Annotated in this window: 21 protein-coding genes and 3 pseudogenes; 16 read left to right on the forward strand and 8 right to left on the reverse strand. The window is 48.7% G+C overall.

What is annotated here, in order from left to right:
- Position 1 precedes the first annotated feature (1 nt).
- Genes K6958_RS06405 through K6958_RS06425 form a run of 5 tightly spaced genes read left to right on the forward strand, consistent with a single transcriptional unit; the run spans position 2 to position 5,845 of the window.
- Positions 2-475 carry a hypothetical protein gene (locus tag K6958_RS06405; RefSeq protein ID WP_249893878.1) on the forward strand — a complete coding sequence of 158 codons (474 nt, stop codon included), beginning with the start codon at positions 2-4 and terminating at the stop codon, positions 473-475.
- Entirely contained in the window at positions 475-945 is a 471-nt protein-coding gene (locus tag K6958_RS06410; protein ID WP_249893879.1) for a DUF1833 family protein, read from the forward strand. Before K6958_RS06405 ends, K6958_RS06410 begins: the two co-directional genes overlap by 1 nt.
- The gene (locus tag K6958_RS06415) at positions 938-1,405 is read left to right on the forward strand and encodes an NlpC/P60 family protein (protein ID WP_249893880.1); all 468 of its coding nucleotides are present in this window, start codon (positions 938-940) and stop codon (positions 1,403-1,405) included. Before K6958_RS06410 ends, K6958_RS06415 begins: the two co-directional genes overlap by 8 nt.
- Positions 1,317-3,800: a host specificity factor TipJ family phage tail protein gene (locus K6958_RS06420; RefSeq protein WP_249893881.1), complete on the forward strand. Its 2,484-nt coding sequence runs from the start codon at positions 1,317-1,319 to the stop codon at positions 3,798-3,800. The genes K6958_RS06415 and K6958_RS06420 overlap by 89 nt, the downstream gene beginning before the upstream one ends.
- 56 nt (positions 3,801-3,856) lie before the next feature.
- Positions 3,857-5,845 carry a tail fiber/spike domain-containing protein gene (locus K6958_RS06425; RefSeq protein ID WP_249893882.1) on the forward strand — a complete coding sequence of 663 codons (1,989 nt, stop codon included), beginning with the start codon at positions 3,857-3,859 and terminating at the stop codon, positions 5,843-5,845.
- 4 nt (positions 5,846-5,849) lie between these two features.
- Here K6958_RS06425 and K6958_RS06430 read toward each other — a convergent pair whose 3' ends face one another.
- The 5 genes and pseudogenes from K6958_RS06430 to K6958_RS06450 form a co-directional block, all read right to left on the reverse strand.
- Positions 5,850-7,448 carry a hypothetical protein gene (locus tag K6958_RS06430; RefSeq protein WP_249893883.1) on the reverse strand — a complete coding sequence of 533 codons (1,599 nt, stop codon included), beginning with the start codon at positions 7,446-7,448 and terminating at the stop codon, positions 5,850-5,852.
- 58 nt (positions 7,449-7,506) lie between these two features.
- Positions 7,507-8,937 carry a glucosyltransferase domain-containing protein gene (locus K6958_RS06435; RefSeq protein WP_249893884.1) on the reverse strand — a complete coding sequence of 477 codons (1,431 nt, stop codon included), beginning with the start codon at positions 8,935-8,937 and terminating at the stop codon, positions 7,507-7,509.
- The gene (locus K6958_RS06440; protein ID WP_249893885.1) at positions 8,921-9,850 is read right to left on the reverse strand and encodes a glycosyltransferase family 2 protein; all 930 of its coding nucleotides are present in this window, start codon (positions 9,848-9,850) and stop codon (positions 8,921-8,923) included. Before K6958_RS06440 ends, K6958_RS06435 begins: the two co-directional genes overlap by 17 nt.
- The gene (locus K6958_RS06445) at positions 9,847-10,206 is read right to left on the reverse strand and encodes a GtrA family protein (protein WP_249893886.1); all 360 of its coding nucleotides are present in this window, start codon (positions 10,204-10,206) and stop codon (positions 9,847-9,849) included. The genes K6958_RS06440 and K6958_RS06445 overlap by 4 nt, the downstream gene beginning before the upstream one ends.
- A 250-nt stretch (positions 10,207-10,456) precedes the next feature.
- Positions 10,457-10,987: pseudogene (locus K6958_RS06450) on the reverse strand (site-specific integrase); the annotation flags it as partial.
- 1 nt (position 10,988) lies between these two features.
- On the opposite strand from K6958_RS06450, the pseudogene K6958_RS06455 reads away from it, so the two are divergent.
- From K6958_RS06455 to K6958_RS06475, 5 genes and pseudogenes are all read left to right on the forward strand, one after another.
- Positions 10,989-12,083, forward strand: a pseudogene (locus K6958_RS06455) (DUF927 domain-containing protein); the annotation flags it as partial.
- Positions 12,084-12,263: 180 nt separating this feature from the next.
- A complete protein-coding gene (locus K6958_RS06460) occupies positions 12,264-12,566 on the forward strand; it encodes a PerC family transcriptional regulator (RefSeq protein WP_249893887.1) in 303 nt (100 codons plus the stop codon).
- 66 nt (positions 12,567-12,632) lie between these two features.
- Positions 12,633-12,989 carry a hypothetical protein gene (locus tag K6958_RS06465; protein WP_033752613.1) on the forward strand — a complete coding sequence of 119 codons (357 nt, stop codon included), beginning with the start codon at positions 12,633-12,635 and terminating at the stop codon, positions 12,987-12,989.
- A 151-nt stretch (positions 12,990-13,140) separates the two neighbouring features.
- A protein-coding gene (locus K6958_RS06470; RefSeq protein WP_249891801.1) for an IS3 family transposase occupies positions 13,141-14,309 on the forward strand; the annotation gives its coding sequence in 2 pieces (ribosomal slippage) (positions 13,141-13,390 and positions 13,390-14,309; 1,170 coding nt in all).
- A 171-nt stretch (positions 14,310-14,480) separates the two neighbouring features.
- The gene (locus tag K6958_RS06475) at positions 14,481-14,819 is read left to right on the forward strand and encodes a hypothetical protein (protein ID WP_249893888.1); all 339 of its coding nucleotides are present in this window, start codon (positions 14,481-14,483) and stop codon (positions 14,817-14,819) included.
- Between the two features lie 216 nt (positions 14,820-15,035).
- On the opposite strand, the pseudogene K6958_RS06480 reads toward K6958_RS06475, so the two are convergent.
- Positions 15,036-15,603, reverse strand: a pseudogene (locus tag K6958_RS06480) (transposase); the annotation flags it as partial.
- A 340-nt stretch (positions 15,604-15,943) separates the two neighbouring features.
- On the opposite strand from K6958_RS06480, the gene K6958_RS06485 reads away from it, so the two are divergent.
- On the forward strand, positions 15,944-16,132 hold the full coding sequence (locus K6958_RS06485) for a hypothetical protein (RefSeq protein ID WP_249893889.1): 189 nt from the start codon (positions 15,944-15,946) through the stop codon (positions 16,130-16,132).
- Between the two features lie 295 nt (positions 16,133-16,427).
- Positions 16,428-17,249 (forward strand): Cof-type HAD-IIB family hydrolase, encoded by an 822-nt coding sequence (locus K6958_RS06490; protein ID WP_249893890.1) that lies wholly within the window; start codon positions 16,428-16,430, stop codon positions 17,247-17,249.
- On the opposite strand, the gene K6958_RS06495 is transcribed toward K6958_RS06490, so the two are convergent.
- On the reverse strand, positions 17,246-18,403 hold the full coding sequence (locus K6958_RS06495; protein WP_249893891.1) for an iron-containing alcohol dehydrogenase: 1,158 nt from the start codon (positions 18,401-18,403) through the stop codon (positions 17,246-17,248). The genes K6958_RS06490 and K6958_RS06495 overlap by 4 nt on opposite strands.
- 278 nt (positions 18,404-18,681) lie before the next feature.
- Here K6958_RS06495 and gntT point away from each other — a divergent pair, with 278 nt between their 5' ends.
- Positions 18,682-19,998, forward strand: coding sequence for a gluconate transporter (gntT, locus tag K6958_RS06500; RefSeq protein ID WP_249893892.1), 1,317 nt, complete (start codon positions 18,682-18,684; stop codon positions 19,996-19,998).
- An 85-nt stretch (positions 19,999-20,083) separates the two neighbouring features.
- Here the strand turns inward: gntT and K6958_RS06505 are convergent, their stop codons facing one another.
- Positions 20,084-20,329 (reverse strand): hypothetical protein, encoded by a 246-nt coding sequence (locus K6958_RS06505; RefSeq protein ID WP_249893893.1) that lies wholly within the window; start codon positions 20,327-20,329, stop codon positions 20,084-20,086.
- Between the two features lie 286 nt (positions 20,330-20,615).
- On the opposite strand from K6958_RS06505, the gene K6958_RS21355 reads away from it, so the two are divergent.
- The 3 genes from K6958_RS21355 (at position 20,616) to K6958_RS06515 (ending at position 22,649) form a co-directional block, all read left to right on the forward strand.
- Positions 20,616-20,699 carry a small membrane protein YohP gene (locus tag K6958_RS21355; protein ID WP_442897173.1) on the forward strand — a complete coding sequence of 28 codons (84 nt, stop codon included), beginning with the start codon at positions 20,616-20,618 and terminating at the stop codon, positions 20,697-20,699.
- Between the two features lie 962 nt (positions 20,700-21,661).
- On the forward strand, positions 21,662-21,871 hold the full coding sequence (gene cspE, locus K6958_RS06510; protein WP_038627478.1) for a transcription antiterminator/RNA stability regulator CspE: 210 nt from the start codon (positions 21,662-21,664) through the stop codon (positions 21,869-21,871).
- Between the two features lie 340 nt (positions 21,872-22,211).
- Positions 22,212-22,649, forward strand: coding sequence for a GNAT family N-acetyltransferase (locus K6958_RS06515; RefSeq protein ID WP_249893894.1), 438 nt, complete (start codon positions 22,212-22,214; stop codon positions 22,647-22,649).
- Positions 22,650-22,686: the final 37 nt, after the last annotated feature.

Raw genomic sequence — 22,686 nt, forward strand, 5'->3', positions numbered from 1 at the left:
AATGGCAATCGCTTATCCCGACTGGCTTCCGCTTGCGCAGAAGTCGAGCAAAAACCCAACCACAGATACGGGGTTCCGCACTGACCAGCCGCAGGTCGGCGCCCCGATATTCCAGAAGCTCACTGATGACCTGAAAACCTCGTTCTCCCTGACATGGATATTCAACCGTGACCAGCACAGGGCATTCATGCAGTGGCTCAGGAGCCCGAATTACCTTGATAACTGTAACCAGTGGTTCAGCATGCCGCTGGGTACGGGCACGGGTGTGACGGGGATTGAGCTGCAGGAGTTGCACTTCACTGCATGGCCCACATGGAACCAGACCGGCGGGGTGTTCACCTGGACCGGAAACGTCATTGCCCGTGAGCTTAAAAACTCTGATGACGACTTTGACGATATTATTGTTGAGTTGCCGCCGCCATGGGCCAGCTGGCTTGACGAAATTGTCACAGAGATATTGCCAGAGGTGAGCTGATGCCTTCTTTCCGCGAATACAAGAGCCGCCGGCCGAACAGGGTGTTATATGACACCCTGACTTTTTACAGTGAAGTGTTCGGTTATATCCGCCTTGTGAATATGCAGATATTTCCCAAGACATTTGCCGGGCAGGTTTATACCCCATGCAGGATGGAAATCAGCGAAAGCCAGCAGAGCAGCACCCCTGTTATCGACTGCACGGTAAAATTCAGCCGGCTCGCGCAGGATTTCAAGCAGCAGCTGAAGAAATGGAAGGGTGCGGCACGAATCACGCCAATATCGGTTACTTATCAGCGCTTCGACTCTGCTGATACAAGCACGCCACTAAAGCCCTGGACGCTCTATGTTAATGACGTGAGCATGGACCAGAATGATGTCACTGTTACGCTGACGCTGAAAAACCCACTCAACAACAACGTTGGGCGCCTCTATACGCCTGAAGAATTCCCCGGACTCCAGAATGCTTAAATCTGAATTTATCGACATGGTAACGGGCGTACCGTGGGCTGACCGCGCCTGCTCGTTTGATGAGATGGATTGCTGGGCATTAGTCGTCCTCTATTACCGGCACGTTCTCGGCATTGAGATTCATCATGCACCTGATTACGAAGCCGGCGCTGATTTCCTGACGTGTTTCTCCAGTGAGGTTGTGTACTGGTCTCTTTCGGATGTGATAGCCGAAGACGGCATATTCATTGCCTGGTACGGATCACAGCCCGTACACGTTGGACTGATAGTTGGCGGTCGGGCATTGCACAGCCGCGGTGAAAGCGGGCATGTCCGCGCAGACAGCATCAGAACCATCCAGAAGTTATTTACCAAGGTGGAATTTTATTATTATGCCGATAATCCAGATTCAGCGCGTTCCCGGCCTGCCGAAGGAAAGGGAATTTGTGGCGCCGGGACAGATATTCAGCGACTGGCTTGAGGGTCAGAATCTGCATAATGAGGTGCGGATTAACGTAAATGGCAGGGAGCTACAGGACGATGATGAACTGGCCTTTCCTGTACAAAATGATGACCGGATTATCATTTTTGACCAGCCAAAAAGCGGCGACCTTGTTAAAACCATCCTCAACCCGCTTGAGCACCTCAACCCGATAAAATTCACGCAGAAAATCATGTCAGGGCTGATTAAGCAGCCATCTGCTGGAAGCATAGGGCAAAGCAAAACCTCGCCAAACAACAGCCTGAAGGGCCAGACCAACCTGGCGCGTAACGGTGAGGCAAAGCCGGATAACTTTGGTCTTATTCGCGCCTTTCCTGACCTGATTCAGGAGTCTCTTTTCGAGTACACGAACAACCTGAAGTACATCACCGAGTACATGAATTTCGGCCTCGGGTATTATACGGTCAGCTCGGTTCGCTATTCAGAGTCCAACCTTGGCTCGATGGCCGGCGCCTCATTCTCAATTTACAACCCGGGGCAGGCGATCGGGACCGTAAATGAGGGATACCAGTTTGATGATGTGGACGGGCAGGAAGTACCCGGGCAGAACGAATCCGGCGATTTCCCTATAGAAAGCGCATCGGCGAAAACAGTTATCAGCGGAAAATACTCAGGCGGCCAGATACTCATGAAGATAGTCAAACAGACCGAGTTTGATTACTTCATGGGGCTGGCATTGCCACATGCGGTAACGTTCGTGGTGAACCTGACATACCCCACGGCTTCCGGCAACGTAACGAAAGACTTTACGCTTTCAGGCGTTCTGACATCGGCAACGCAAACCGATAATGGCTCAGTGACCAGTCCGGTCTATTACTACAACTTTGTGCTGGGCAATATTAATGGCTCCGGCGCCTCGTATGTCACAACCGCTACCATCAACAACACTAAATTCGTCCTCAACGATAACGAGGCGCTGGTCGTGGGCCCGTTCTTCTCTCCGGTTCCGTCAAGTCAGCTATGGCTGCATACTCAGTCAGGGCTGGGCGGCAACAGCGAGACGAACTGGAAGGTTACCCTGTGGCGCGTTGATGATGATAATGCGCAGGTGCCCGGAACCACCCAGACGTTCACGTACCGCCAGACAACGCCTCACGACTCAACCAGTGAAACCTTTTATCGAACGGACAAAATAACGCCCAAAGGTGGTTACGGACGCTATGCAATCAACTTCCAGCGCACTGACAACAGCAGTGACGCCAGTCAGCTGAAGGTTGAAGCAATCCATGCGGTGAACGTCCGTACTGGCGTGTCGTACAGGAATGACACGATAGTCAGGGTTACGGTAAGGCAGACAGAGAACGCAACCAGTGCCCGGGAGCGTAAATATAACGCCCTCATTAACCGGCACGTTATCAGCTATAACCTGACAACCCAAAAGGTGGATTACACCATCCGGCCGTCACGAAAGTTTGCTGATATCGCGCTGCACAACTGGCTCGTCATTGGTGGGCAGGCAGAATCCTCGATTGATATTTACGGTCTCTACCAGATACAGGCAGAGCTGGATGCTATTGATGAGCGGCTGGGGTATTTCGATTACACCTTTGATGATGAAGATGTCTCACTCGGTCAGCGTATGGAAACCATCTGTGATGCGGCAGGGGTGAGCGTGTTCTGGGATGATGGGGTGCTCTCATTCACCCTGGATAAAAAACGGGACCGGCCGGCGACGGTTTTCAACCGGTCAAACACGGTTGAGACTGGTTACTCCCTAAGCTACGACATGACGCTGCCTGGCGGATATGACGGTGTTGAAGTCCAGTACCGCAACCCGACCACAAATAAACAGGCATTTGTTCGCTACCGCATCAGGAACAACCAGATTGAGCTGGGTGAACCGGTTAAAGCGAAGAAGTTTGAGATGATGTATATCCGTGATGCGTTTCAGGCTGATTACCGGGCAAAGAAAGAGTGCCGGCGCCTGATATATTCACGCATGAGCATGGGTATTACTGCTCTGGCTGACGGGGAGTGGGTGAATGTAGGGGATATGGTTCAGATACCGGACACCTACGACACCAACCAGCAGGCGGGGTATATCGTTTCTCGAAATGGTAATGACTTTGAAACCAGTGAGCGCATCAACTTCTCTGGCTCAATGTTCGTTGTGGTTACTGACAGTCAGGGTAACCCGACGGCCCGTTATCCGGCCAGCCCGCGGTCAGATACTGCTTTTGGCTTCACTGCAGCAATACCCGATATTGATCTGAATATTTTTGACGGTTACAACGTTCAGTCCCCTTCGCGCTATGTCATCGCAACAACTGAAGAGCTTGATTCCACTCGCTGGATAATCAGTGAGAAGAAACCAAACAGTAATGGCACTACCTCGCTAAATCTCGCGGAATACAGCGATCTGATTTACTCCTGACCACCACTCATCCACCACAGGCCAGCCTTAGCGCTGGCTTTTTTTATGGAAAAATTATGACCACACAACCTACACAGAATCCAGTACCGAGTGAATCACCGCGCGACCTGAAGTTTAACGCCGGTAAGATTGATGAGTTTGTGACTTCGCTTGCCTGGCGATACACAGACCGTTTTGGCTATCAGCATTACACAATCGAAGGGCTGCGTAAGCTGGCGTTTGACGCTATCAGTGGTTTCGGCTGGATTTTAAAAGAGTCCTTTGAGGATGGCGCTACGTTAACCTTGCCGAACGAGGCTCTGCTCTGGGCGGAGAATGGCGAATATTACCGCTGGTCAGGGAGTTTACCCAAAGAGGTGCCAGCAGGCTCGACACCTGATACAACGGGTGGAGTAGGGCATGGAGCATGGGTAGGTATTGGTGATGCTGCCTTAAAAACAATGCTGGCATCAACTGCCGGCGCCAGCATGATCGGAATGGAGGCAGGTGGAACGCTTGAGCAAATCATCCACTACGTTACTCCTGAGCAATTCGGCGCCATCGGCGATGGCACGCTACATCCACTTTCTGAACGATACACAACATTATCCGCGGCGCAGGCTGTTTATCCATTTGTTACTGCCCTTAGTCAATCAATCGACTGGGCAGCCTGTCAGAAGGCGGAGAATGAAAACCGTGGTTTCAGACCAGTCCGTTGCCCTTTTTACGCCAAATACCATCTAGGAAATGATTACCTAAAGTTGGGTGAGAAAAGTAAATGGTACGGGAATACCAATCCAACTGTTGATCGCCCCTGCACTACTTTTATCAGAGAAGGATCTAATTCTACATTCGGACAAAACTGTATTGTTAGGGTTATGAACTCAGCGGAGGCCGGGAGTACAGATGAATTTGTCCGAGGTATAGTATTTAAGGGGTTTTATTTAACACGTAACCGTCCCCGCAGATACAACAGCAAGTACGAGGGGTCAATAGGTTTTCATGCTAACTTTGCCATCATGGCTGACGTTGATGTGGCCATCAGCGGTTGTGAATACGGATTTTTCGGCTACGGCCCGTGGGGTTTAACCGGACGAATTCGTGTGGACTCGTGTCATAAATCTATTTGGTTAGACCCCGATACATCTACGCCGGAGTACATATCTAAAGGCGGCTCTATCACTGCACTTGATTTACGTGTTGAAGTTGACGCCTGCGTGTATGGGCCGGTATTGCGCCATTGCCAATACAGTCAACTATCAGGATGGGTAGAAGGCATGATAATTGACTCGTCGGTTTTCCCTATTTATGACTCGGCAAACGAAACAGCTATAGCGGTTACTACTTACGGATGTGATGGTATCGATATAACCAATCTGGGTATCGAAGCCTGGCAGGGCGTGCATGTTTACAACAACGGCAGCACCGTCAGTGTTGGTATGAAATGGAATCAGGATAAAAAACTAACCAGTACTACCGGAAAGCACGGGCCGTACCACGCAATGTCTGTTCTAATGGGCAATACAGAATTATTTACGCTGCCGTCGGGTAATAATGCTTATTATTATGCGCAAAATGGTGCGATGCTGACTTTGCGAAATATGACAGGGGATATGTCAACTTCAGATTTTGCTACAACATATCTCATTAATGTAGACACTGCATCACGTTTTATGATGGAGAACACAGGGATTTATTTCGGGAGTAGCAGACTGATAGCACCCGCGAATTGGGCAAACATTGACTGTATAAACGACAGATTTATGCCTATTTACCTCGCACCTAACGGTTATGAGTATGAGGGGAAAGGTATTTCATATGGGACCACATACTCCACTCAACTCATAAACGGCGGTGATGGCAGGGTGCAACTCACCCCACCAACAGGGTGGAAAATAATCGGAGTCGAAGCTTGGGTTATCATTGGAACGCAGGGGCAGGCGACATCCGTGGCTCCCATTGGTATCGTGAGTTTTAGTGATACAGCGGTCATTTTGCAAACTCCAGTAAATACCGCAAACACATTCAGTATCAACTACAAGCTTCGCCTAAAGGTAAACAAATAAGCCCCTAGCGGGGCTTTTTCCGTGATTTACGTAAATATAACAACAGAGAAAGTAAAATAAAAAGAGATGAGAAAATAAAAGGAATTAATGTTATTAATTTATTGTAGCTTAACTCAACATCTCCCTGTATTGGTCCATTGATAATGGTAATGCCATCTTCAGATGAACTTACTGGTATTTTACTTCCATTATATTTGGCTTGATATCCAGCATAGTACATTACTGGAAGCTCGATTTCACCAGATTCTGACGCACTTACTTTGAACGTAATAGATGACCAGGAATGGATAATTGCCAATAGGTATGGCTTGTTTTTAATCTCCTGGATTTTGCTTATATTTCTTTCCTTAGCATCCTCAAAATCCGTGTTCATATAGTCATGGAACTCATGATGCCTTATTTCGTCCACTCTGTTTTGCATTGCTGACTGCATTGGAAAAAAAGAAAAAATAAAAGAGAATGTTAGTATTGTGGCGTTTAAAATAGTAGAGTTGATGCTCTTTAAGAAAAAAACAGAAACTATCACCGTGGCTGGCACTGCAATCAGCATTAGCCTCCACGGGAACTGTATAAACCTTATTAACGGGGTTTTCTCGCTAATCATGTACCACGGGAATAAATTTGTGGATGCAGCAAAAAAAAGCAAAGCTATAATGGCTATCGATTTTGTTCCCAAAGAGTCAGGAATGAAACTTTTAAATAAATAGCAAAACAAAAGTATATTTAAAACCAAGCCTGATGATATAACCAATCCCTTTGTCGTCATCCCCGTAGTCAGCGGCTCTGAAAAAATAAGCTCGGTAATGCTAACGCCAAACTTGCCAATAGTGTTATATGATACTGCCAGTGCGTGAAACGCAAAAACATCACCTTTGAAAAAATGATATATTAACGGAATAGTGAAAAAAAGCGACGCGGCTGAAACGAAGATGATACATTTAGCTATGTAGATTAAATTCTGCTTATTAGTTGCCATCCTGACGTTAATTGTAAAGTAAAGCGTGATATATATTAAGCAAACTATAAATGACGGAATATTTGAAAGAAGAACGGCAAGTACACCGAGTGGAAATAAGGCTTTGCCTTCAACATCCTTTATTATAGCTCTTGCGCCCGTTATTATCATCGGTGCAAATGCCATTGCCATTAGTTCTCCAGCGTCAATGCGAATATACGCATCATTGAGAAAATAACCTGAGCCTACAAAAAGTATAGCTGCTATGGCGGCATAGTATCTACATCTTAATACAGTAAATGATGATAAATACATGGATGCAAATGCAATTATTATTATTACAGCAATACTAATCTTGAATTGCGTTACGTCACTAATACTATAAAGCGAAAACGCCTTAATCAATCCCATCAAGTATGCGCTTAATGGGGGGTAGAACATATTCCACGAATATCCATACCAGTTGTCACTATAGTAGTCAAACAAAGGTGGCATGTTTATGTGATACAACTGATTATTAATATCTTTCATTCTTTGGAAGTGGGCCATAGCGTCATAGCTATAGAAAGTTCCACCCATAAAGCATGGATATAGCAAGACGAATAGGCTTGCCAGGGCAAATAATACAATATGTCTATTTCTTTTCATAAATGCACCAGTTGTTTAAATGGGGCCTATATTTCTGATTATTTTAAGTGGCGCTGAGCTACTGTAATTCTATATGGATGTCTTTCTCTGCATATATATTAAAATATCTTTTTTGAGTAAGGGTGGCCTTTTCTTTAGTCATTTCTGGGATACCCATTTCAGCCTTTACTCCATAGTGTTTTAACATCACCATTCCAGACCAGTTATAAAGCGGCATGACCATCCACTTAAGGGAAGGGAATCTCTTAAATTCCATGTTAGTAGCGACGGCGGTAGATATCTGACCAGAGATATACACCTTTTTACCATCCAGCTTAGGTGGCAACGAAGATGCTATATCATAGAACACCTTATCTTCGAGCGAGCGCTGATGTTTACTTGCATTTCCATATGCAGACGAGTAAGACAAGGAGAACATTACAGGAATAATGCATACGATTGTTGTGATTTTTTTTGATGAGAGTATGGATGCTAGGTAGCCGATAAGTAGCATAAACCCAGGCAATCCCATCATTACGCGAGGGGCAACCACAGTTTTATCGACAAAGATAAATGGTCCAGCAATTGAGAATAGTGCCACTGCAATGCCTGAAGCAAACATAGCAAAGCCAATAATTTTGGATGGTAAAGAAAAATCAGACTTTGCCACTCTGAAAGACAGAATTATCAAGCCAACAATCGCAACTATAATAATCAGTACCCAAGCCATGTAAAGCGAGTCATTCATCAGGCTTGATGCGATATTCCAGAATCTTTCAAAGTTGTAAAACAGGCTTTTAGCCGGATCATCAGCTTTTAATACAAGATCTGAGTGAACATTTTTCGACAAGAAGAATGGGGTCACACCCTTCATGTAGATTATCATCCCAATAATTGCGCTGGCCGCTCTTTCGACAGACATTCGTAATGCATCTATTCCGTTTCCCCAACTGTAAAGTGCGAAAGTTATTTCTATGGCGCACAAAGATAGGAACACATTTATTGTTGCTTGATAGAGACTCAAGGCAAGCACAAGGCATACAGCACCAAATAGCACCCTAAATGCCAACTTAAATGATGCAGCCATTTTAGAGTAAGGCAATACGGCAAGGAAAACTCCAAGCATCATGGGGAAGGAGTCAAAGTGATAAGAAAGATTTTGAAGGAAGAACGGGCTTAATGAAAATAAAGAAAAAACTACGCCAGATGCGATGCCACGATTAATCGCAAACCGGCAATAAAGCATTACTGACGAAGCTCCAAGCAATACGCCAGCCAGTATCAGAGATAATGGGAAAGAATCAACAACGAATCCTGAACCAAACCCAAGTGCCATGACAGCAACGTCAGACAGAGGGCGACCAAGTGCTCCCCAGTACGCCTCACCATTTGCCGTTCTAAGTATATCATCCTGATATAAAACGCCTGAAAGCATGATCGGCAACACAAAGAGTGCTGTAGTCAAAACAATTACCCAGCACCCGCTATCAAATTTATTCAACTTCAACATTTTTCTTCCTTTGCTTAAGAATAAATCTCGGTCGCTGCTTGGACTCTAAATAAATCCTGCCGATGTACTCACCAAGAACACCAATCCCAATCAGTTGAACCCCGCCAAGGAACAGGATGGAGACAAGCAGAGAAGGATACCCGCGCACAGCATTACCGAATGCTAGCGTATCTACAATCATCCACGCACCGTAGATAAATGCTATGCCAGCTACGATGAGACCGATGTACGTCCATACGCGCAGAGGGAATGTTGAGAAGCTTGTTATCCCCTCAAGGGCAAGGTTCCACAGTTTCCACCCGTTGAATTTTGTATTACCGGCAACGCGTTCCGCACGGGCGTATTCGACAACATCAGTACGACCGCCAACCCAGCTCAGGATGCCTTTCATGAACAGGTTGCGCTCTGGCAGCAGCCTGATGTTGTCCACCACTTCCCGAGACATGAGGCGGAAATCACCTACGTTCTCTTCAATCTTCGGGTTGCTGATTTTGTTGTGCAGCTTATAGAACATTTCAGCGCTCTTGCGCTTCAGGCGGCCATCCGTAGAACGGTCCGTGCGTTTCGCCAGAACGACATCGGCTCCTTCCTGCCATTTGGCTATCAGCTGCGGAATCACTTCAATCGGGTCCTGCAGATCAACGTCGATGGGAATGACCGCGTCTCCGGTGGCATGCTCAAGCCCAGCGAACAGCGCCGGCTCTTTACCAAAGTTACGCGTGAAAGACAGCGGCTTAACGAGAGGATCAGACACGGCCAGCGCGTTGATAATGCTCTCTGTGCTGTCTTTACTGCCGTCATTAATAAAGACAATTTCCACTTCATACTGAGGTAGTTCTTTGCGAACGGCCTGATAAAAGATAGGTATGGCGTCCTCTTCATTGAACACCGGAACCACGAGAGATATTTTCATTTCGCATCCCTGAAAACGATGAATCGCGAGTAAAAGAAGCCCGTCACAAGGCTGATTGCTGAGAACAGGATAAGAGTTACGATCGGGTTAAGCTCAAGGCGGTCACTCATTGCACCAACTGATGCGGCCATAGCGCCCATGAAAGCAACATAAAGGATATAGCGCCCGGGCGTTACCCGACTGCCGAAGGTGTAGCGAGCATTAACGCAGAACGAGAAGGTGACAGCGATGATGAAGGCTATGAGGTTAGCAATGCTCTGGCTGGCACCCGCCACCCAGCACGCGCCAAAAACTATCCAGTGTATAGCCGTGTTCAGAACACCCACCGACACATATTTAGAGAACAACCTGAGCATATGTAACCAATCCTTATGAGAGTTGTCTGATCTTAACGGCGGTCACACAGAAGGCAAGAGAGAGGTGAGACAAATGTGGGACATGCAGGGCTTTGTGACCTTTGCCAAAGCTTTGCATGTTTTCGCATCGTGGGACGTGTGAGCGCGGCAGAATGCGGTAAGTTATTGTGTTAAAAGGTGATTCTAGGAACTTCTAAGCCGTAGGTCACAGGTTCGAATCCTGTAGGGCGTGCCATTAAATATCAATTAGTTACGCAATCCGCAAACCTACCTGATTTCCTCCTTGTGTCGTATTTGTGTCGTTGTCACCTAAAAGTGAGTCAATTTTGCGCGCATGCTCCGTTAAGTGGTTAGGGGCGAGGTGAGCATATCGACGCACCATTTCTATGCTTTCCCAGCCACCCATTTCCTGCAGCGCCGACAACGGAACTCCTGACTGAATGAGCCAGCTTGCCCAGGTGTGTCGCAAGTCGTGAAACCGGAAGTCCTCAATACCTGCCCGCTTGAGTCCGATCCGCCACGCTGTGTTATCATCACACCGCATCTTCCTGACCGCCGGAGTCTTGGTTCCGTCAGGCCGGGTTGCCTCTTTGGTGTGGACGAATACCCATCGCGAATGTTTCCCGATTTGCTCCTTTAACACCCTGCATGCCGTATCATTCAGAGCCACGCCAATAGACTTGCCCGCTTTGGCGTTCTCGGGGTTTATCCATGCGACCTTTCTTTGCATATCGACCTGCGTCCATTTAAGGTCGAGGATGTTGCTGCGCCGTAGTCCGGTAGTCCACTTCTATGAGCAATCGAGCGCCGGCAAAACTACGACCGCGAATGTCGCCAGTAGTCTCTACGGCAACCCTGACCAGCTGCGACTGACATGGTACGGCACCGCTCTAGGGCTGGCTAATGAAGCTGCCGCCCACAATGATGCGCTGATGCCGCTGGATGAAGTGGGGCAAGGCGCTGATCCAGTTAGCGTCTCGCAGTCAGCTTATGCGCTTTTTAACGGCGTAGGGAAACTTCAGGGAGTCAAAGAAGGCGGTAACCGTGATCTGAAACGCTGGCGCACAGTGGCGATCAGCACCGGCGAGATGGATTTAGAAACCTTCATCGCTATGGCGGGTCGCAAAGCGAAGGCCGGGCAGTTGGTCAGGCTGCTGAATATCCTACTGAGTAAGGCTGTGAGATTCCACCAGCACGAGAACGGCAAGCAGCACGCCGATGCGCTGAAAGACGCTTATCAGAATCATCACGGGGCAGCAGGACGTGAATGGATCAAATGGTTAGCAGGCAATCAGCAACAGGCTACTGAGGCTGTCAGAGAAGCGGAGGCGCGCTGGCGAAGTCTTATCCCGGCAGAATACGGCGAGCAGGTACACCGCGTGGGCGCACGCTTTGCCATTCTTGAGGCTGCGTTACTGCTGGGCCGCGTTATCAATGGATGGGACGAGCAGACGTGCCGCGACGCCGTTCAGCACAGCTATGACGCCTGGGTGAGAGAGTTTGGTACCGGCAACAAAGAACATCAGCAGATCATCGCCCAGTGTGAAGCGTTTCTGAACGCCAATGGCTACAGCCGGTTTGCCCCTTTCCCGTATGACCCTCAGTCGATGCCAATCCGTGAGATGGCTGGCTATCGCGCCAGCGGCAACCATGACGATGATCCGATCGTCTTTTACACCTTCCCGGCAACGTTCGAGCAAGAGATAGCCAGTGGATTCAATCCCAAGCAGTTCGCCCGGGTGCTGGCAGAGAGCGGCATGCTGACACCACCGACCAGCGGCAGAGGCTTCCAGCGTAAGTCGCCCAGGATTAACAAGCGTCAGTACAACGTCTACGTGATCCAGTACCGACCAGAGGATGAGGCACTGGAAGAGTAAGCCTCACATGTGAGGATTTTAGTGTTGGTTCAGTTAGTTCAGTTGGTTCAATCTTTTATTATCTTTGATTTATAAGGAAATTAAATTCAAAAGTGAACCAACACTGAACCAACAAAGGGCTGTTTTGAACCAACATACTCAGCGTAAAAACATTATTTTTCAGGTCGGCGCACATGGTAAGTGACAAAAAAAGCAGAAGAACTTGAAGCGAAAGGTTTGCACAGAAGAGCAGCCTCTCGCTGGCTGGAGGTGTTCGACAATTGCGACACAGAAGTCGGGCGGGAGTGGATCAGATCCCGCCGCAATCAGTGTCTGGCGAAGCGTGTTCGCCCTGCTGTGCTTATTGACACCTTTGGCGATGTCACCAGAGCCGCAGGCGACACACAGCGCAGAATGGGGTTAGCCAAACCGGACGGCGAGGCCTTCAGGTTGAAAGATGAAGTGAGTTATCAATCAAGGAAGGTCGGAAAACAAAGAAAGTAACAACAATTGCAATGTTAATAATTATTGATAGGATGTTTCCGATTGCAATCAATGGAAATATAAAGAATGAAAAAGGTTTTGGCAGTGGCGCTTGGGGCGTTGTTACTTTCAGGATGTACTGTGCGTGTTGCTGATATGACTGTCGCAAGCACCAAAAACTACAATTTGAACGCAGCTAAGTTTGAGAAAGGTGCTCGCGTGACCGGCGAAGATAAAGCGCCAATCGTAATTTTCCCTTTAGGTATTCCGAACGTTAAAACGGCTATGGATCACGCTATTGAGAAAGATAAGTGTGCGGTTGGCTTGAGCGATGTGGTTATCTACCAGTTAAACCACGCCTTCCTCTTCGGCACATACGGTTTCCGTGTTGAGGGTACGCAAATTATCGACAAATCACAGATGGGATGTGAAAACCACATCTGATAGCAAGCCACCTTCGGGTGGCTTTTTTCTAGGGGGCAAGGAAATGAAAAAGTCTATTCTGGCATGTTTTATATCTGTGTGTAGTGGTTTACTGAATTTGGCCACCTGAACAGAGGTGATATGCTCACCTCAGAACATTACAGGTGCCTCAATGAAAAAAAGAAATTTCAGCGCAGAGTTTAAACGCGAATCCGCTCAACTGGTCCTTGATCAGAACTACACCGTTGCAGCTGCGGCCAGTGCTATGGATGTGGGTCTTTCTACCATGACGCGATGGGTAAAGCAGTTGCGGGATGAACGACAGGGCAAAATACCTAAAGCTTCCCCTGTAACCCCGGAACAGATTGAAATACGTGAGCTGAAGAAAAAGCTACAACGCATTGAAATGGAAAACGACATATTAAAAAAGGCTACCGCGCTCTTGATGTCAGACTCCCTGAACAGTTCTCGTTAATCGGGAAACTCAGAGCGCAGTATCCTGTGGTCACACTTTGCCACGTGTTCGGGGTTCATCGCAGCAGCTACAAATACTGGGAAAAAAGCCCCGAAAAGCCAGACGGCAGGCGAGCTGTGTTACGCAGTCAGGTTCTGGAGCTGCATAACATCAGCCATGGTTCTGCTGGCGCAAGAAGTATCGCGATTATGGCAACCCTGAGAGGCTTCAAAATGGGACGCTGGCTTGCCGGAAGGCTCATGAAAGAACTGGGTCTGGTGAGTTGTCAGCAGCCTACCCACCGATATAAACGTGGTGGTCCTGAACACATCGTTATCCCGAATCGCCTTGAGCGACAGTTCGCAGTGACAGAACCGAATCAGGTGTGGTGCGGCGATGTGACGTATATCTGGACAGGCAAGCGTTGGGCTTACCTTGCTGTTGTTCTCGATCTGTTCGCAAGGAAACCGGTAGGTTGGGCAATGTCATTCTCACCGGACAGCAAGCTGACCATCAAAGCGCTGGAAATGGCGTGGGAAGCTCGCGGTAAACCAGCCGGAGTGATGTTCCACAGTGACCAGGGTAGCCACTATACAAGCAGGCAGTTCCGGCAACTACTGTGGCGTTGCCGGATCAGGCAAAGTATGAGCCGACGTGGAAACTGTTGGGACAACAGCCCGATGGAACGCTTCTTCCGGAGTCTGAAAAACGAGTGGGTGCCAGTGACAGGTTATATAAACTTTAGCGAAGCTGCTCATGCGATCACAGACTATATCGTCGGGTATTACAGCTCGCTAAGGCCGCATGATTATAACGGTGGGTTGCCCCCAAACGAATCGGAAAAGCGATACTGGAAAAACTCTAAATCGGTGGCCAGTTTTAGTTGACCACTACAAGGAGCACATGCTAAAGCTCGAGATGAACAGCGCATGCGATTGTTGGCTTCATATTCTTCCGAATTCAGAAACAGCTTTTAGTACCACGTTAAATCTCTTGCTTCCCTTTGCACAACATTTTATTTAGGATAAATCTGAATAATTTGTTTTTTGGATAGGGAAATGAAGAAAATAGTTATCGGTGCGGTGATCGCAGTCGCTGTTACGACAGGAGCAAGCAAGCCTCCTTATAATCTACACGTGCCGTCAGATCCCACTGCAACCTATACCGTTTTAGATATCGGTAGCAAAGGCAACTTAGCTACCATCATTACTAAGCGAGAAGGAGCATCAGGGACAACGTATTCGCAGCGCGCCTACGAATGCAACGAAAGAAAGGTGATGTATTTAGGTTCTGGCGAGACTTTAGAACAGATGAAATCCTCTAAACCAGACGATACCCCTTCTGAAATATTCGATGGGTCTATCGCCGATTATGTTGGTAGAGAGTCTTGCGGTTAATGATACGCCAATACTAAAGAAATAACCCTCATCTGAGGGTTGTTTTCACCTGGAAAAAATGATGGCAGGTCAAGTGAATGTAGGCAGCATCGTCTATGAAGTGGATATGGAACTTGCGCCACTTATTCAGGGAAGCGAGTCTGCAAACAGGGCAATAGTCTAGTTGGAAGGTGTGGCTGATCGCGCCGGTAAAACATTTATAGGTTATGTCCGTTACCCAACCTGAGCCTTTATCCCGACACGCCTCATTAATTGCCAGTCTTTTTTTACTCGGCACTGTTGCCCGGTACTTGCAGGTCGGGATGGATCTTGTGATAGCCATAAACGTAACCCGACTCTAGCCAGAACGGCTTGATCTGCCCCGTCAGCTTCAGGTCAGCATAATGCCGTCGTGAATGCGGCTGCTGAAGCCAGGCGTAAAACCCACCCGGATCAACATCGGGCACCCAACAGAGCAGGCGAACAGGCCAGCAACGGTTGTTGTCACGGATAAAGGCGTACCTCAGTCGGACAGCTTTGCGAAGCGCCGCGGTTTTTTTAATATGTCCCGTTTGTCAGTAACCTGCTTCAGCTCTTTCTGGATCTGTCGGATCTTAGCCTGAGCATCTGACTGGATTTTATTGGTGTAGAGGCCTGGTGCATATGCTTTTATCCAGGCATAAAAACTCTGGGTGGTAATACCGAGACGTGTTGCAACGCTGGAAACAGAATGACTGCGATCAACAACCTGTTTGACCGCTTCAATTTTAAACTCTTCGGGATAACGCTTACCGCTCATGGGCACCTCTCTATAAGCCATTTTAAATGACTCTGAGGTGCCTGTTAAATCCGTGGCGATTCAGTTTAGATTTTTTCTCGCAAACAGGGCAGAGGGTATCAGAATCAATTCTGGAAACCTGATCCATAACGCAGCTTAATTTAGACATTTTCGTTTGCCCTTTCTGGTGGATGAGTCTTACACTATCACGGTTGTATATTTTTCACCCTAAAGCCTGTTTATTTGCGTGCTATTAGCAAAGCCGAGATGGCTGGTGCCTGATGAGACGTGGTCAACACCAAACCCTGTTTTGACTATCTATCAAATTATCAGTGGGCCTGAAATTCAATTACTAAAGGGATCGTCTATGCAACGTGTTCAGCTTAATCACATTACTTTTGATATTGGTTTCGATAATGACATCTACTTTGCGCGCGCCACGTCTGGCCCGTCATCGACAGGCCGCAACATTGAAGAATTATCTGCCAACCTTGCTGAAATCACGGGCATCAAAAAAGAAGATTTATCTGCCCATATCAGCGATATCCTATCCTGATGATGTTCAGGCGCTCTCGGCAGAAAGCGCCAGGTCGTCAACGTAGTGTGTCAACACAGTATGGTTAACGCTATGCTATCCGCCGTTTTATAGCGATTATTCCCCTAAATCACCTTGCGGAAGGCTACAAAAGCGTAGCCGACGCTGCCCATATGTTCATCCATTGCCTCATTAGCCATGAAGACGAAGTAAAAGTCAGGTGGCCATCAGGGCAGCCGGGCTGCCGATCGGGCTGCGGCAGCAGACGGGATCGTCAGCTAAGATAAGCATCAGTAGCGTAAGCAGAGGCAAAATAATGGCGGATATAAAACTTATTGCGGTAGATATGGATGGCACCTTTCTTGATGACCGAAAAAATTATAATCGTGCGCGCTTTGCCGAGCAGTATGCGGAATTAAAGGCTCGCGGCATCCGATTTGTGGTCGCCAGCGGCAATCAGTACTACCAGCTGCGCACTTTTTTTCCCGATATCGCCCATGAGATCGCCTTTGTAGCGGAAAACGGTGCTTATATCGTGGAGGCGGGCGAAGATCGTTTCGTTGGTGAGTTTCCTAACGGCGATGTGGCGAAGATTATCGATACGCTGGCGCGCGGCAACTATCCGCAGCTGAATTATGTGCTTTGCGGCTATCACAGCGCCTGGTATTTCCCCTCTGCGCCTGCGGCCTATATTGAAAAGATGCGCCGCTACTGTTACCGCCTTCAGCCGGTAGAACGGCTGGATCAGATTAACGATCGCCTGTTTAAATTCGCGCTGAATCTTTCTGATGAGTATGTGCCGATCCTGATGGCGGATATCGACCGGCATCATGCTGGTGTCGCGACTGCCGTCACCAGCGGTCATGGCTCCGTTGACCTGATTATTCCCGGTTTGCATAAAGCGCACGGCCTGGCGTTGTTGCAGCAGCGCTGGGGTATCGCCAACCCGCAGGTGGTGGCGTTCGGCGACGGCGGCAACGATCTGGAGATGCTCAGCCAGGCCGGGTTTGGTTACGCTATGGCCAATGCGCCGGAACGGGTAAAGGCTGCGGCGGGATATCTGGCACCGACAAATAATCAGCAGGGCGTGCTGGAGATCATTCAGCAGTTATTGGATGGCCGCCCGCCGTTTGATTAATCGGTACAGCGCCAGGCCTGTTCCAGCATCCAGCGCTGCTGCGCCGGGCTGTAATTGACCAGTGAATTTTTATTGTTGGCGCGCGCCACTATCCATTCGGCTTCGCTGGCGCTGAGCGTGGGCGGTTGCAGCCAGAAAGGAAACACCGCGTGTTGCTGTAGCCACTGCGCCAGCGCGCTTGCCGGGGAAGGATGGGGCGTACCGAATAGCGACAGCTGTAGCTCCGCCATTAACGCCTGCTGCTGCGGATGCTCGCTGTTATCCAGTAGAGTTAAAAATGGAAACAGCAGTCGACCGCAGACTTCGCCGTGATGATACGTTTTGATCGCCCCCAGTTCGCCCGCAATGCCATGAATTACTCCTAATCCCGCCATGCTCAGGCTTAATCCTCCCAGCCACGATGCGAGTAGCATCGCCTCGCGCGCCTCGTCCCCTTGTTGATCCTGACGATTAAGATGCGGCCAGCCTTTAATAAAATGCCGCATACCGTTAAGCGCGGTCTGACGGGTAAACAGGTTACCTTTGGCGGAAAGCCAGGCTTCAAACAGATGGGTAAAGGCGTCGATAGCGCAGCAGGCAAGGATCTTATCCGGCGCGCCCTTAAGAAGATCGGCATCCAAAATGGCAATCTGCGGCACAAAATTAGCGTGGCGCAGCGAGGCTTTTACCTTGATATCCGCCTGGTCAGTCACTACTGCGTTTTGCGTCACTTCGCTGCCGGTGCCCGCCGTGGTCGGGATGGCAATCAGCGGCAGCGTGGCGCCGCTAACCGGCATATCGCCCACTTTTTCCAGATAGCGCAGGGTATTCAGCGGATACTGGCTAACAGCGGCAAAGGCTTTGGCCGCATCCAGCACGCTGCCGCCGCCAATCGCCACCACGCGCTCAACCTGGCCGCGCCAGCGCGCGACCCAGCGGTCGATATTATCCGGTGAAGCTTCGTGAGCTACTACTTCATAGCCAATCAGCAACGGCTTCAGCGCTGGACTGATGGCGGCGTAATGCGGGCTGTTAAGAAAGGAGCGGCTGCAAAATAATAGCGTCGCCTGCGGCGTTTGTTGAAGCAGCGGTAATAATTGTTGCAGGCTGCCTCGGCCAAAAAAAGTTTGTCGGTTAGCGATTGTCTGACTGATTAGCACATTGGTTTCCGCCACGGTTTTCCAGGAAGAAGATGAGTTTACCAGCCAACCGCTGCGCTATGGATAGCCGGATAGGCGCAACCTGGCGGTAAAAAGTTGATCCTGTTCGCAAATCAATAATTCTGTCGGTGACTCTCATTCCAGTGACATATTGTTACCGTTACCATGTTATCGGTAACAATGCGGCAACATTTTCATTTGCTGCTAAGCCTGTCACTCGGTTTATTCCTGGCGTGACCCACAATGATAAAGTCAGGCCGTTGCTGCTGGCGGCCCTTCACCGGAGAAAAATTATGCCATTAGTTATCGTTGCGGTCGGAGTCGCGCTGCTACTCCTGCTAATGATTCGCTTCAAGCTTAATGGATTTATCGCGCTGATTTTGGTTGCGCTGCTGGTGGGCGTGATGCAGGGCATGCCGGTCGATAAAGTAATCGCCTCCATTAAAACCGGCGTCGGCAGCACCCTGGGCAGCCTGGCGCTGATCATGGGGTTCGGCGCGATGTTAGGGAAGCTGCTGGCGGACTGCGGCGGCGCGCAGCGTATTGCGACCACGCTGATTGCGAAATTTGGCCAGCGTCATATCCAGTGGGCGGTAGTATTAACCGGCTTTACCGTAGGTTTCGCCCTGTTTTATGAAGTAGGCTTTGTGCTGATGCTGCCACTGGTTTTCAGCATCGCCGCTTCGGCGCGCGTGCCGCTGCTTTATGTGGGCGTGCCAATGGCCACCGCCTTATCGGTAACGCACGGCTTCCTGCCGCCGCACCCGGGCCCCACCGCGATCGCGACGCTGTTTAATGCTGATATGGGTAAAACGCTGCTGTTCGGCACCCTGTTAGCGATCCCGACGGTGATTCTTGCCGGTCCGGTTTTCGCGCGCTTTCTGAAAAATATCGATAAACCTATTCCGCAAGGGCTCTACAACCCTAAAACCTTTAGCGAAGCGGAAATGCCCGGTTTCGGCGTGAGTGTCTGGACGGCGCTGGTGCCGGTTATTCTGATGGCTTTGCGTGCCGTGGCGGAAATGATCCTGCCTAAAGGGCATGTTTTGCTGCCCTGGGCCGAGTTCTTTGGCGATCCGGTGATGGCCACGCTGATTGCCGTACTGATTGGGATTTTCACCTTTGGCCTTAATCGCGGCCGCAGTATGGAAGAGGTGATGAATACGCTGACCGACTCCATCAAAATTATCGCCATGATGCTGCTGATTATTGGCGGCGGCGGCGCATTTAAGCAGGTACTGGTCGACAGCGGCGTGGATAAATATATTGCCGGACTGATGCATGCTACCAACCTGTCGCCGATTTTTATGGCCTGGTCGATTGCCGCCGTGCTGCGTATCGCATTGGGATCGGCAACCGTTGCAGCGATTACCGCCGGCGGCATCGTGGCGCCGCTGATTGTTACCTCAGGCGCCAGCCCCGAGCTAATGGTAATTGCTGTGGGGTCCGGTAGCGTTATTTTCTCGCACGTTAACGATCCCGGCTTCTGGCTGTTTAAGGAGTATTTTAACCTGACTATCGGAGAAACCATGCGCTCCTGGTCGGCGTTGGAAACCATTATCTCGGTATGTGGGTTGGTGGGCTGCCTGCTGCTCTCTTCTGTTATCTAAGCGATAGCGGCAGCGTAGCGGGGTTCTCCGGCTGCGCTGCTGCCCGCATAGCCCGTTAGGGTCACGCAGCGGTGACCCTGATGTTTTAATGCGGCTGGCTAAAACCGGCCTTAATCATTTGCTCGCGTAGCGCCCGCGTAATTTCACGGTTGCCGCCGGTTATCGGATAGATAACATTATTGACCACATCATCCAGATAGTGCTCATCGAACTCCTGCAAAGAGAGCGCATCGCCGCCCTCATCGTGGATAGCCATCGTACCCTTGATATGATCGCCGGCATGGTTCGCCTTCAGACAATATCTGCCCATACTGGTATCAATCGTACTCATAAGACCTCCGTTTTACAGGCTGACAAAAAGTCGCTAAGACACCGGGTTGATACCCGTACTAAGTTTAGCGGTCTTTATGATGCGGATCGAAGCGGCAGGGCAGGGAAATGCGTCGGGCGCGATCTGAATCGCAAAATGCAAAATCCACAGTCTTAACTATACTTAAGCGACAGATAACGTTGCGGTTATTGGTATAGCGACAAACAGACTTAGTAGAAGCTGACCGCAGCATACTTTACTTATTGGCTGCATCGCCGACGGCAGCACAGCCTGCAAGGAGAATGGAATGAAAATTATACTGTGGATTATTGCTATTATCTTTATCGTTGGGCTACTGACACTGACCGGCGTATTCAAAATTCTATTTTAACAGAATTAGCGGCACCTCAGACAGGTGCCGCTTCTCTATGGTGCCAGCCTGTTATTGCGTTGTCTGATAAGGCAACGGGCAATAGGATCTATCTCGGTATGGGGCAGCAAATCCCGTACGGTAAAAGGTTTTAAGCAATACGCACATACCGCGCCGTGGTGAAACGTCCCTTTTTGGCCCCCGGTAGTATAGCGAAACCTTTTGCTGCCACAGGCGGTGCATCTTACTTTCATGACCATCCTTATCTTCCTTACTACTGATTTCGCGGCGAGAAATATCTTAGCAAAAACATATGAAAGATCTATAAATTTACTTAATCTGTTCAAGGTTGTTATGATCACAAGGTAAATCAATGAAAAGTAAGATAATTTAATATATTGCGACAGGTGCCCCCGGAGATATCAGCTATCTAATGCTGCTTTCAATGATTTTCCTCAATAAGAAATTAAATAGTTTGCTTTTGTTTATCCATTTCTGTTAGCGAAAGGAAAGCTTACAGCAGGCTCTATCCGTGTTGATGGCGGAATTGAAGCGCCAAAAGCGTATTGAAAATTAAAGTCAGAGGACACGTTAGCGCTACGCAGTAACTTCACGGTGATAAAAAACGTTGTTTACCGTTCGCACAAAGTTTTTATTACACCGGGTGATAATTTTCCGTAGTAAAGATTGAGGCAGGTAAAAAAATCGCTTTTTTAACGCTTTTTATCAGACGTAACGGCATATACAGCGGCTTTTTAGAAAATTGTCTTAATTTATAATAGCTTGATAAGAAACCAGGGTAAGCGTCGTGCTTAAGCATCCGGCGGATGAGGCGATTTCTGGTTCATACAAAATCGTCACCTGTGAAAAAATAGCGATATTTATCACTTTTTCTTCACGACGCACTGGACAAAAGGCGCGGCAATTGCTGTACTTAACCCCGACACAGTTTAGTGTCCATTTTTCATGTAAAGGTAATATAGATGTCCAAGATCAAAGGTAACGTTAAGTGGTTTAATGAGTCCAAAGGATTCGGCTTCATTACTCCGGAAGATGGCAGCAAAGACGTATTCGTACACTTCTCTGCTATCCAGAGCAATGGTTTCAAAACCCTGGCCGAAGGTCAGCGCGTTGAGTTTGAAATCACTGACGGCGCAAAAGGCCCATCTGCTGCTAACGTTATCGCTCTGTAAGTTAACAGTCAGAATTTTAAAAACCCGCCTTTTGGCGGGTTTTTTTTATCTACATTAACGGTAAAGATATAAACCCACAAAACTTATCAGCGAAACGCAGCTTAACACCAGAGCAAAGAGCTCAGACAGGCAGCGCGGCATCAGATTCTTCATAATCACTCCTTTCCGTAAAATCTGCTTTCAGTGTGCCGCCATAAGATTAAGGAAACATTAATTATTGCGTGACTGCACATAAAAAGCGGTAGTAAGCATTTACGCCCCGTATCTGCTTGCCTCAGCGCCTTCACTACGGCTATATACAGGTAATCTTAATGCGATGGGCGCACCTGCAGGAGGCGCAATGAATATTCGTGCAGCTCAAATAACAGACAGTTATGCCTTAATCTCTTTACTGACTGAATTAGGCTATGGGCATACCGGGAGCTTGATGCACGACCGCCTGGAGCAGTTGCTCAACCATCCGGACGAAAGGTTGTTGGTGGCGGAAGATCGGCAAACCGTACTGGGTTTTCTGTCGCTACATTTTATTCCGCAGCTGGCGCTGGCAGGCGATTTTGCCCGTATTAGCTATTTTTGTATTGCTGAAGGCGAGCGTAGCAAAGGGGTAGGACAGCATCTGCTGTCGCATGCCGAACAGCTGGCGCGTGAGCGAGGTTGCGATCGGATGGAAGTGCATTGCCATGAGTCGCGAATTAAAGCTAACCAGTTTTATGCGCGTGAAGGCTATAGCGAATCGCCGCGCTATCGCAGCAAAGCGCTGGCGTCAGGCCAACAATAAACCGTTTGCCGGTCAGGACATCGCAAAGAAGGGGAAA

The sequence above is a fragment of the Mixta hanseatica genome (assembly GCF_023517775.1).
GTDB lineage: Bacteria > Pseudomonadota > Gammaproteobacteria > Enterobacterales > Enterobacteriaceae > Mixta > Mixta hanseatica.

What these genes read in the sequence shown, in the direction of transcription:
- K6958_RS06405 (WP_249893878.1), top strand. Translation starts at nt 2, where the DNA reads ATGGCAATCGCTTATCCCGACTGGCTTCCGCTTGCGCAGAAGTCGAGC.
- K6958_RS06410 (WP_249893879.1), top strand. Translation starts at nt 475, where the DNA reads ATGCCTTCTTTCCGCGAATACAAGAGCCGCCGGCCGAACAGGGTGTTA.
- K6958_RS06415 (WP_249893880.1), top strand. Translation starts at nt 938, where the DNA reads ATGCTTAAATCTGAATTTATCGACATGGTAACGGGCGTACCGTGGGCT.
- K6958_RS06420 (WP_249893881.1), top strand. Translation starts at nt 1,317, where the DNA reads ATGCCGATAATCCAGATTCAGCGCGTTCCCGGCCTGCCGAAGGAAAGG.
- K6958_RS06425 (WP_249893882.1), top strand. Translation starts at nt 3,857, where the DNA reads ATGACCACACAACCTACACAGAATCCAGTACCGAGTGAATCACCGCGC.
- K6958_RS06430 (WP_249893883.1), bottom strand. Translation starts at nt 7,448, where the DNA reads ATGAAAAGAAATAGACATATTGTATTATTTGCCCTGGCAAGCCTATTC.
- K6958_RS06435 (WP_249893884.1), bottom strand. Translation starts at nt 8,937, where the DNA reads ATGTTGAAGTTGAATAAATTTGATAGCGGGTGCTGGGTAATTGTTTTG.
- K6958_RS06440 (WP_249893885.1), bottom strand. Translation starts at nt 9,850, where the DNA reads ATGAAAATATCTCTCGTGGTTCCGGTGTTCAATGAAGAGGACGCCATA.
- K6958_RS06445 (WP_249893886.1), bottom strand. Translation starts at nt 10,206, where the DNA reads ATGCTCAGGTTGTTCTCTAAATATGTGTCGGTGGGTGTTCTGAACACG.
- K6958_RS06465 (WP_033752613.1), top strand. Translation starts at nt 12,633, where the DNA reads ATGAAAAAGGTTTTGGCAGTGGCGCTTGGGGCGTTGTTACTTTCAGGA.
- K6958_RS06475 (WP_249893888.1), top strand. Translation starts at nt 14,481, where the DNA reads ATGAAGAAAATAGTTATCGGTGCGGTGATCGCAGTCGCTGTTACGACA.
- K6958_RS06485 (WP_249893889.1), top strand. Translation starts at nt 15,944, where the DNA reads ATGCAACGTGTTCAGCTTAATCACATTACTTTTGATATTGGTTTCGAT.
- K6958_RS06490 (WP_249893890.1), top strand. Translation starts at nt 16,428, where the DNA reads ATGGCGGATATAAAACTTATTGCGGTAGATATGGATGGCACCTTTCTT.
- gntT (WP_249893892.1), top strand. Translation starts at nt 18,682, where the DNA reads ATGCCATTAGTTATCGTTGCGGTCGGAGTCGCGCTGCTACTCCTGCTA.
- K6958_RS06505 (WP_249893893.1), bottom strand. Translation starts at nt 20,329, where the DNA reads ATGAGTACGATTGATACCAGTATGGGCAGATATTGTCTGAAGGCGAAC.
- K6958_RS21355 (WP_442897173.1), top strand. Translation starts at nt 20,616, where the DNA reads ATGAAAATTATACTGTGGATTATTGCTATTATCTTTATCGTTGGGCTA.
- cspE (WP_038627478.1), top strand. Translation starts at nt 21,662, where the DNA reads ATGTCCAAGATCAAAGGTAACGTTAAGTGGTTTAATGAGTCCAAAGGA.
- K6958_RS06515 (WP_249893894.1), top strand. Translation starts at nt 22,212, where the DNA reads ATGAATATTCGTGCAGCTCAAATAACAGACAGTTATGCCTTAATCTCT.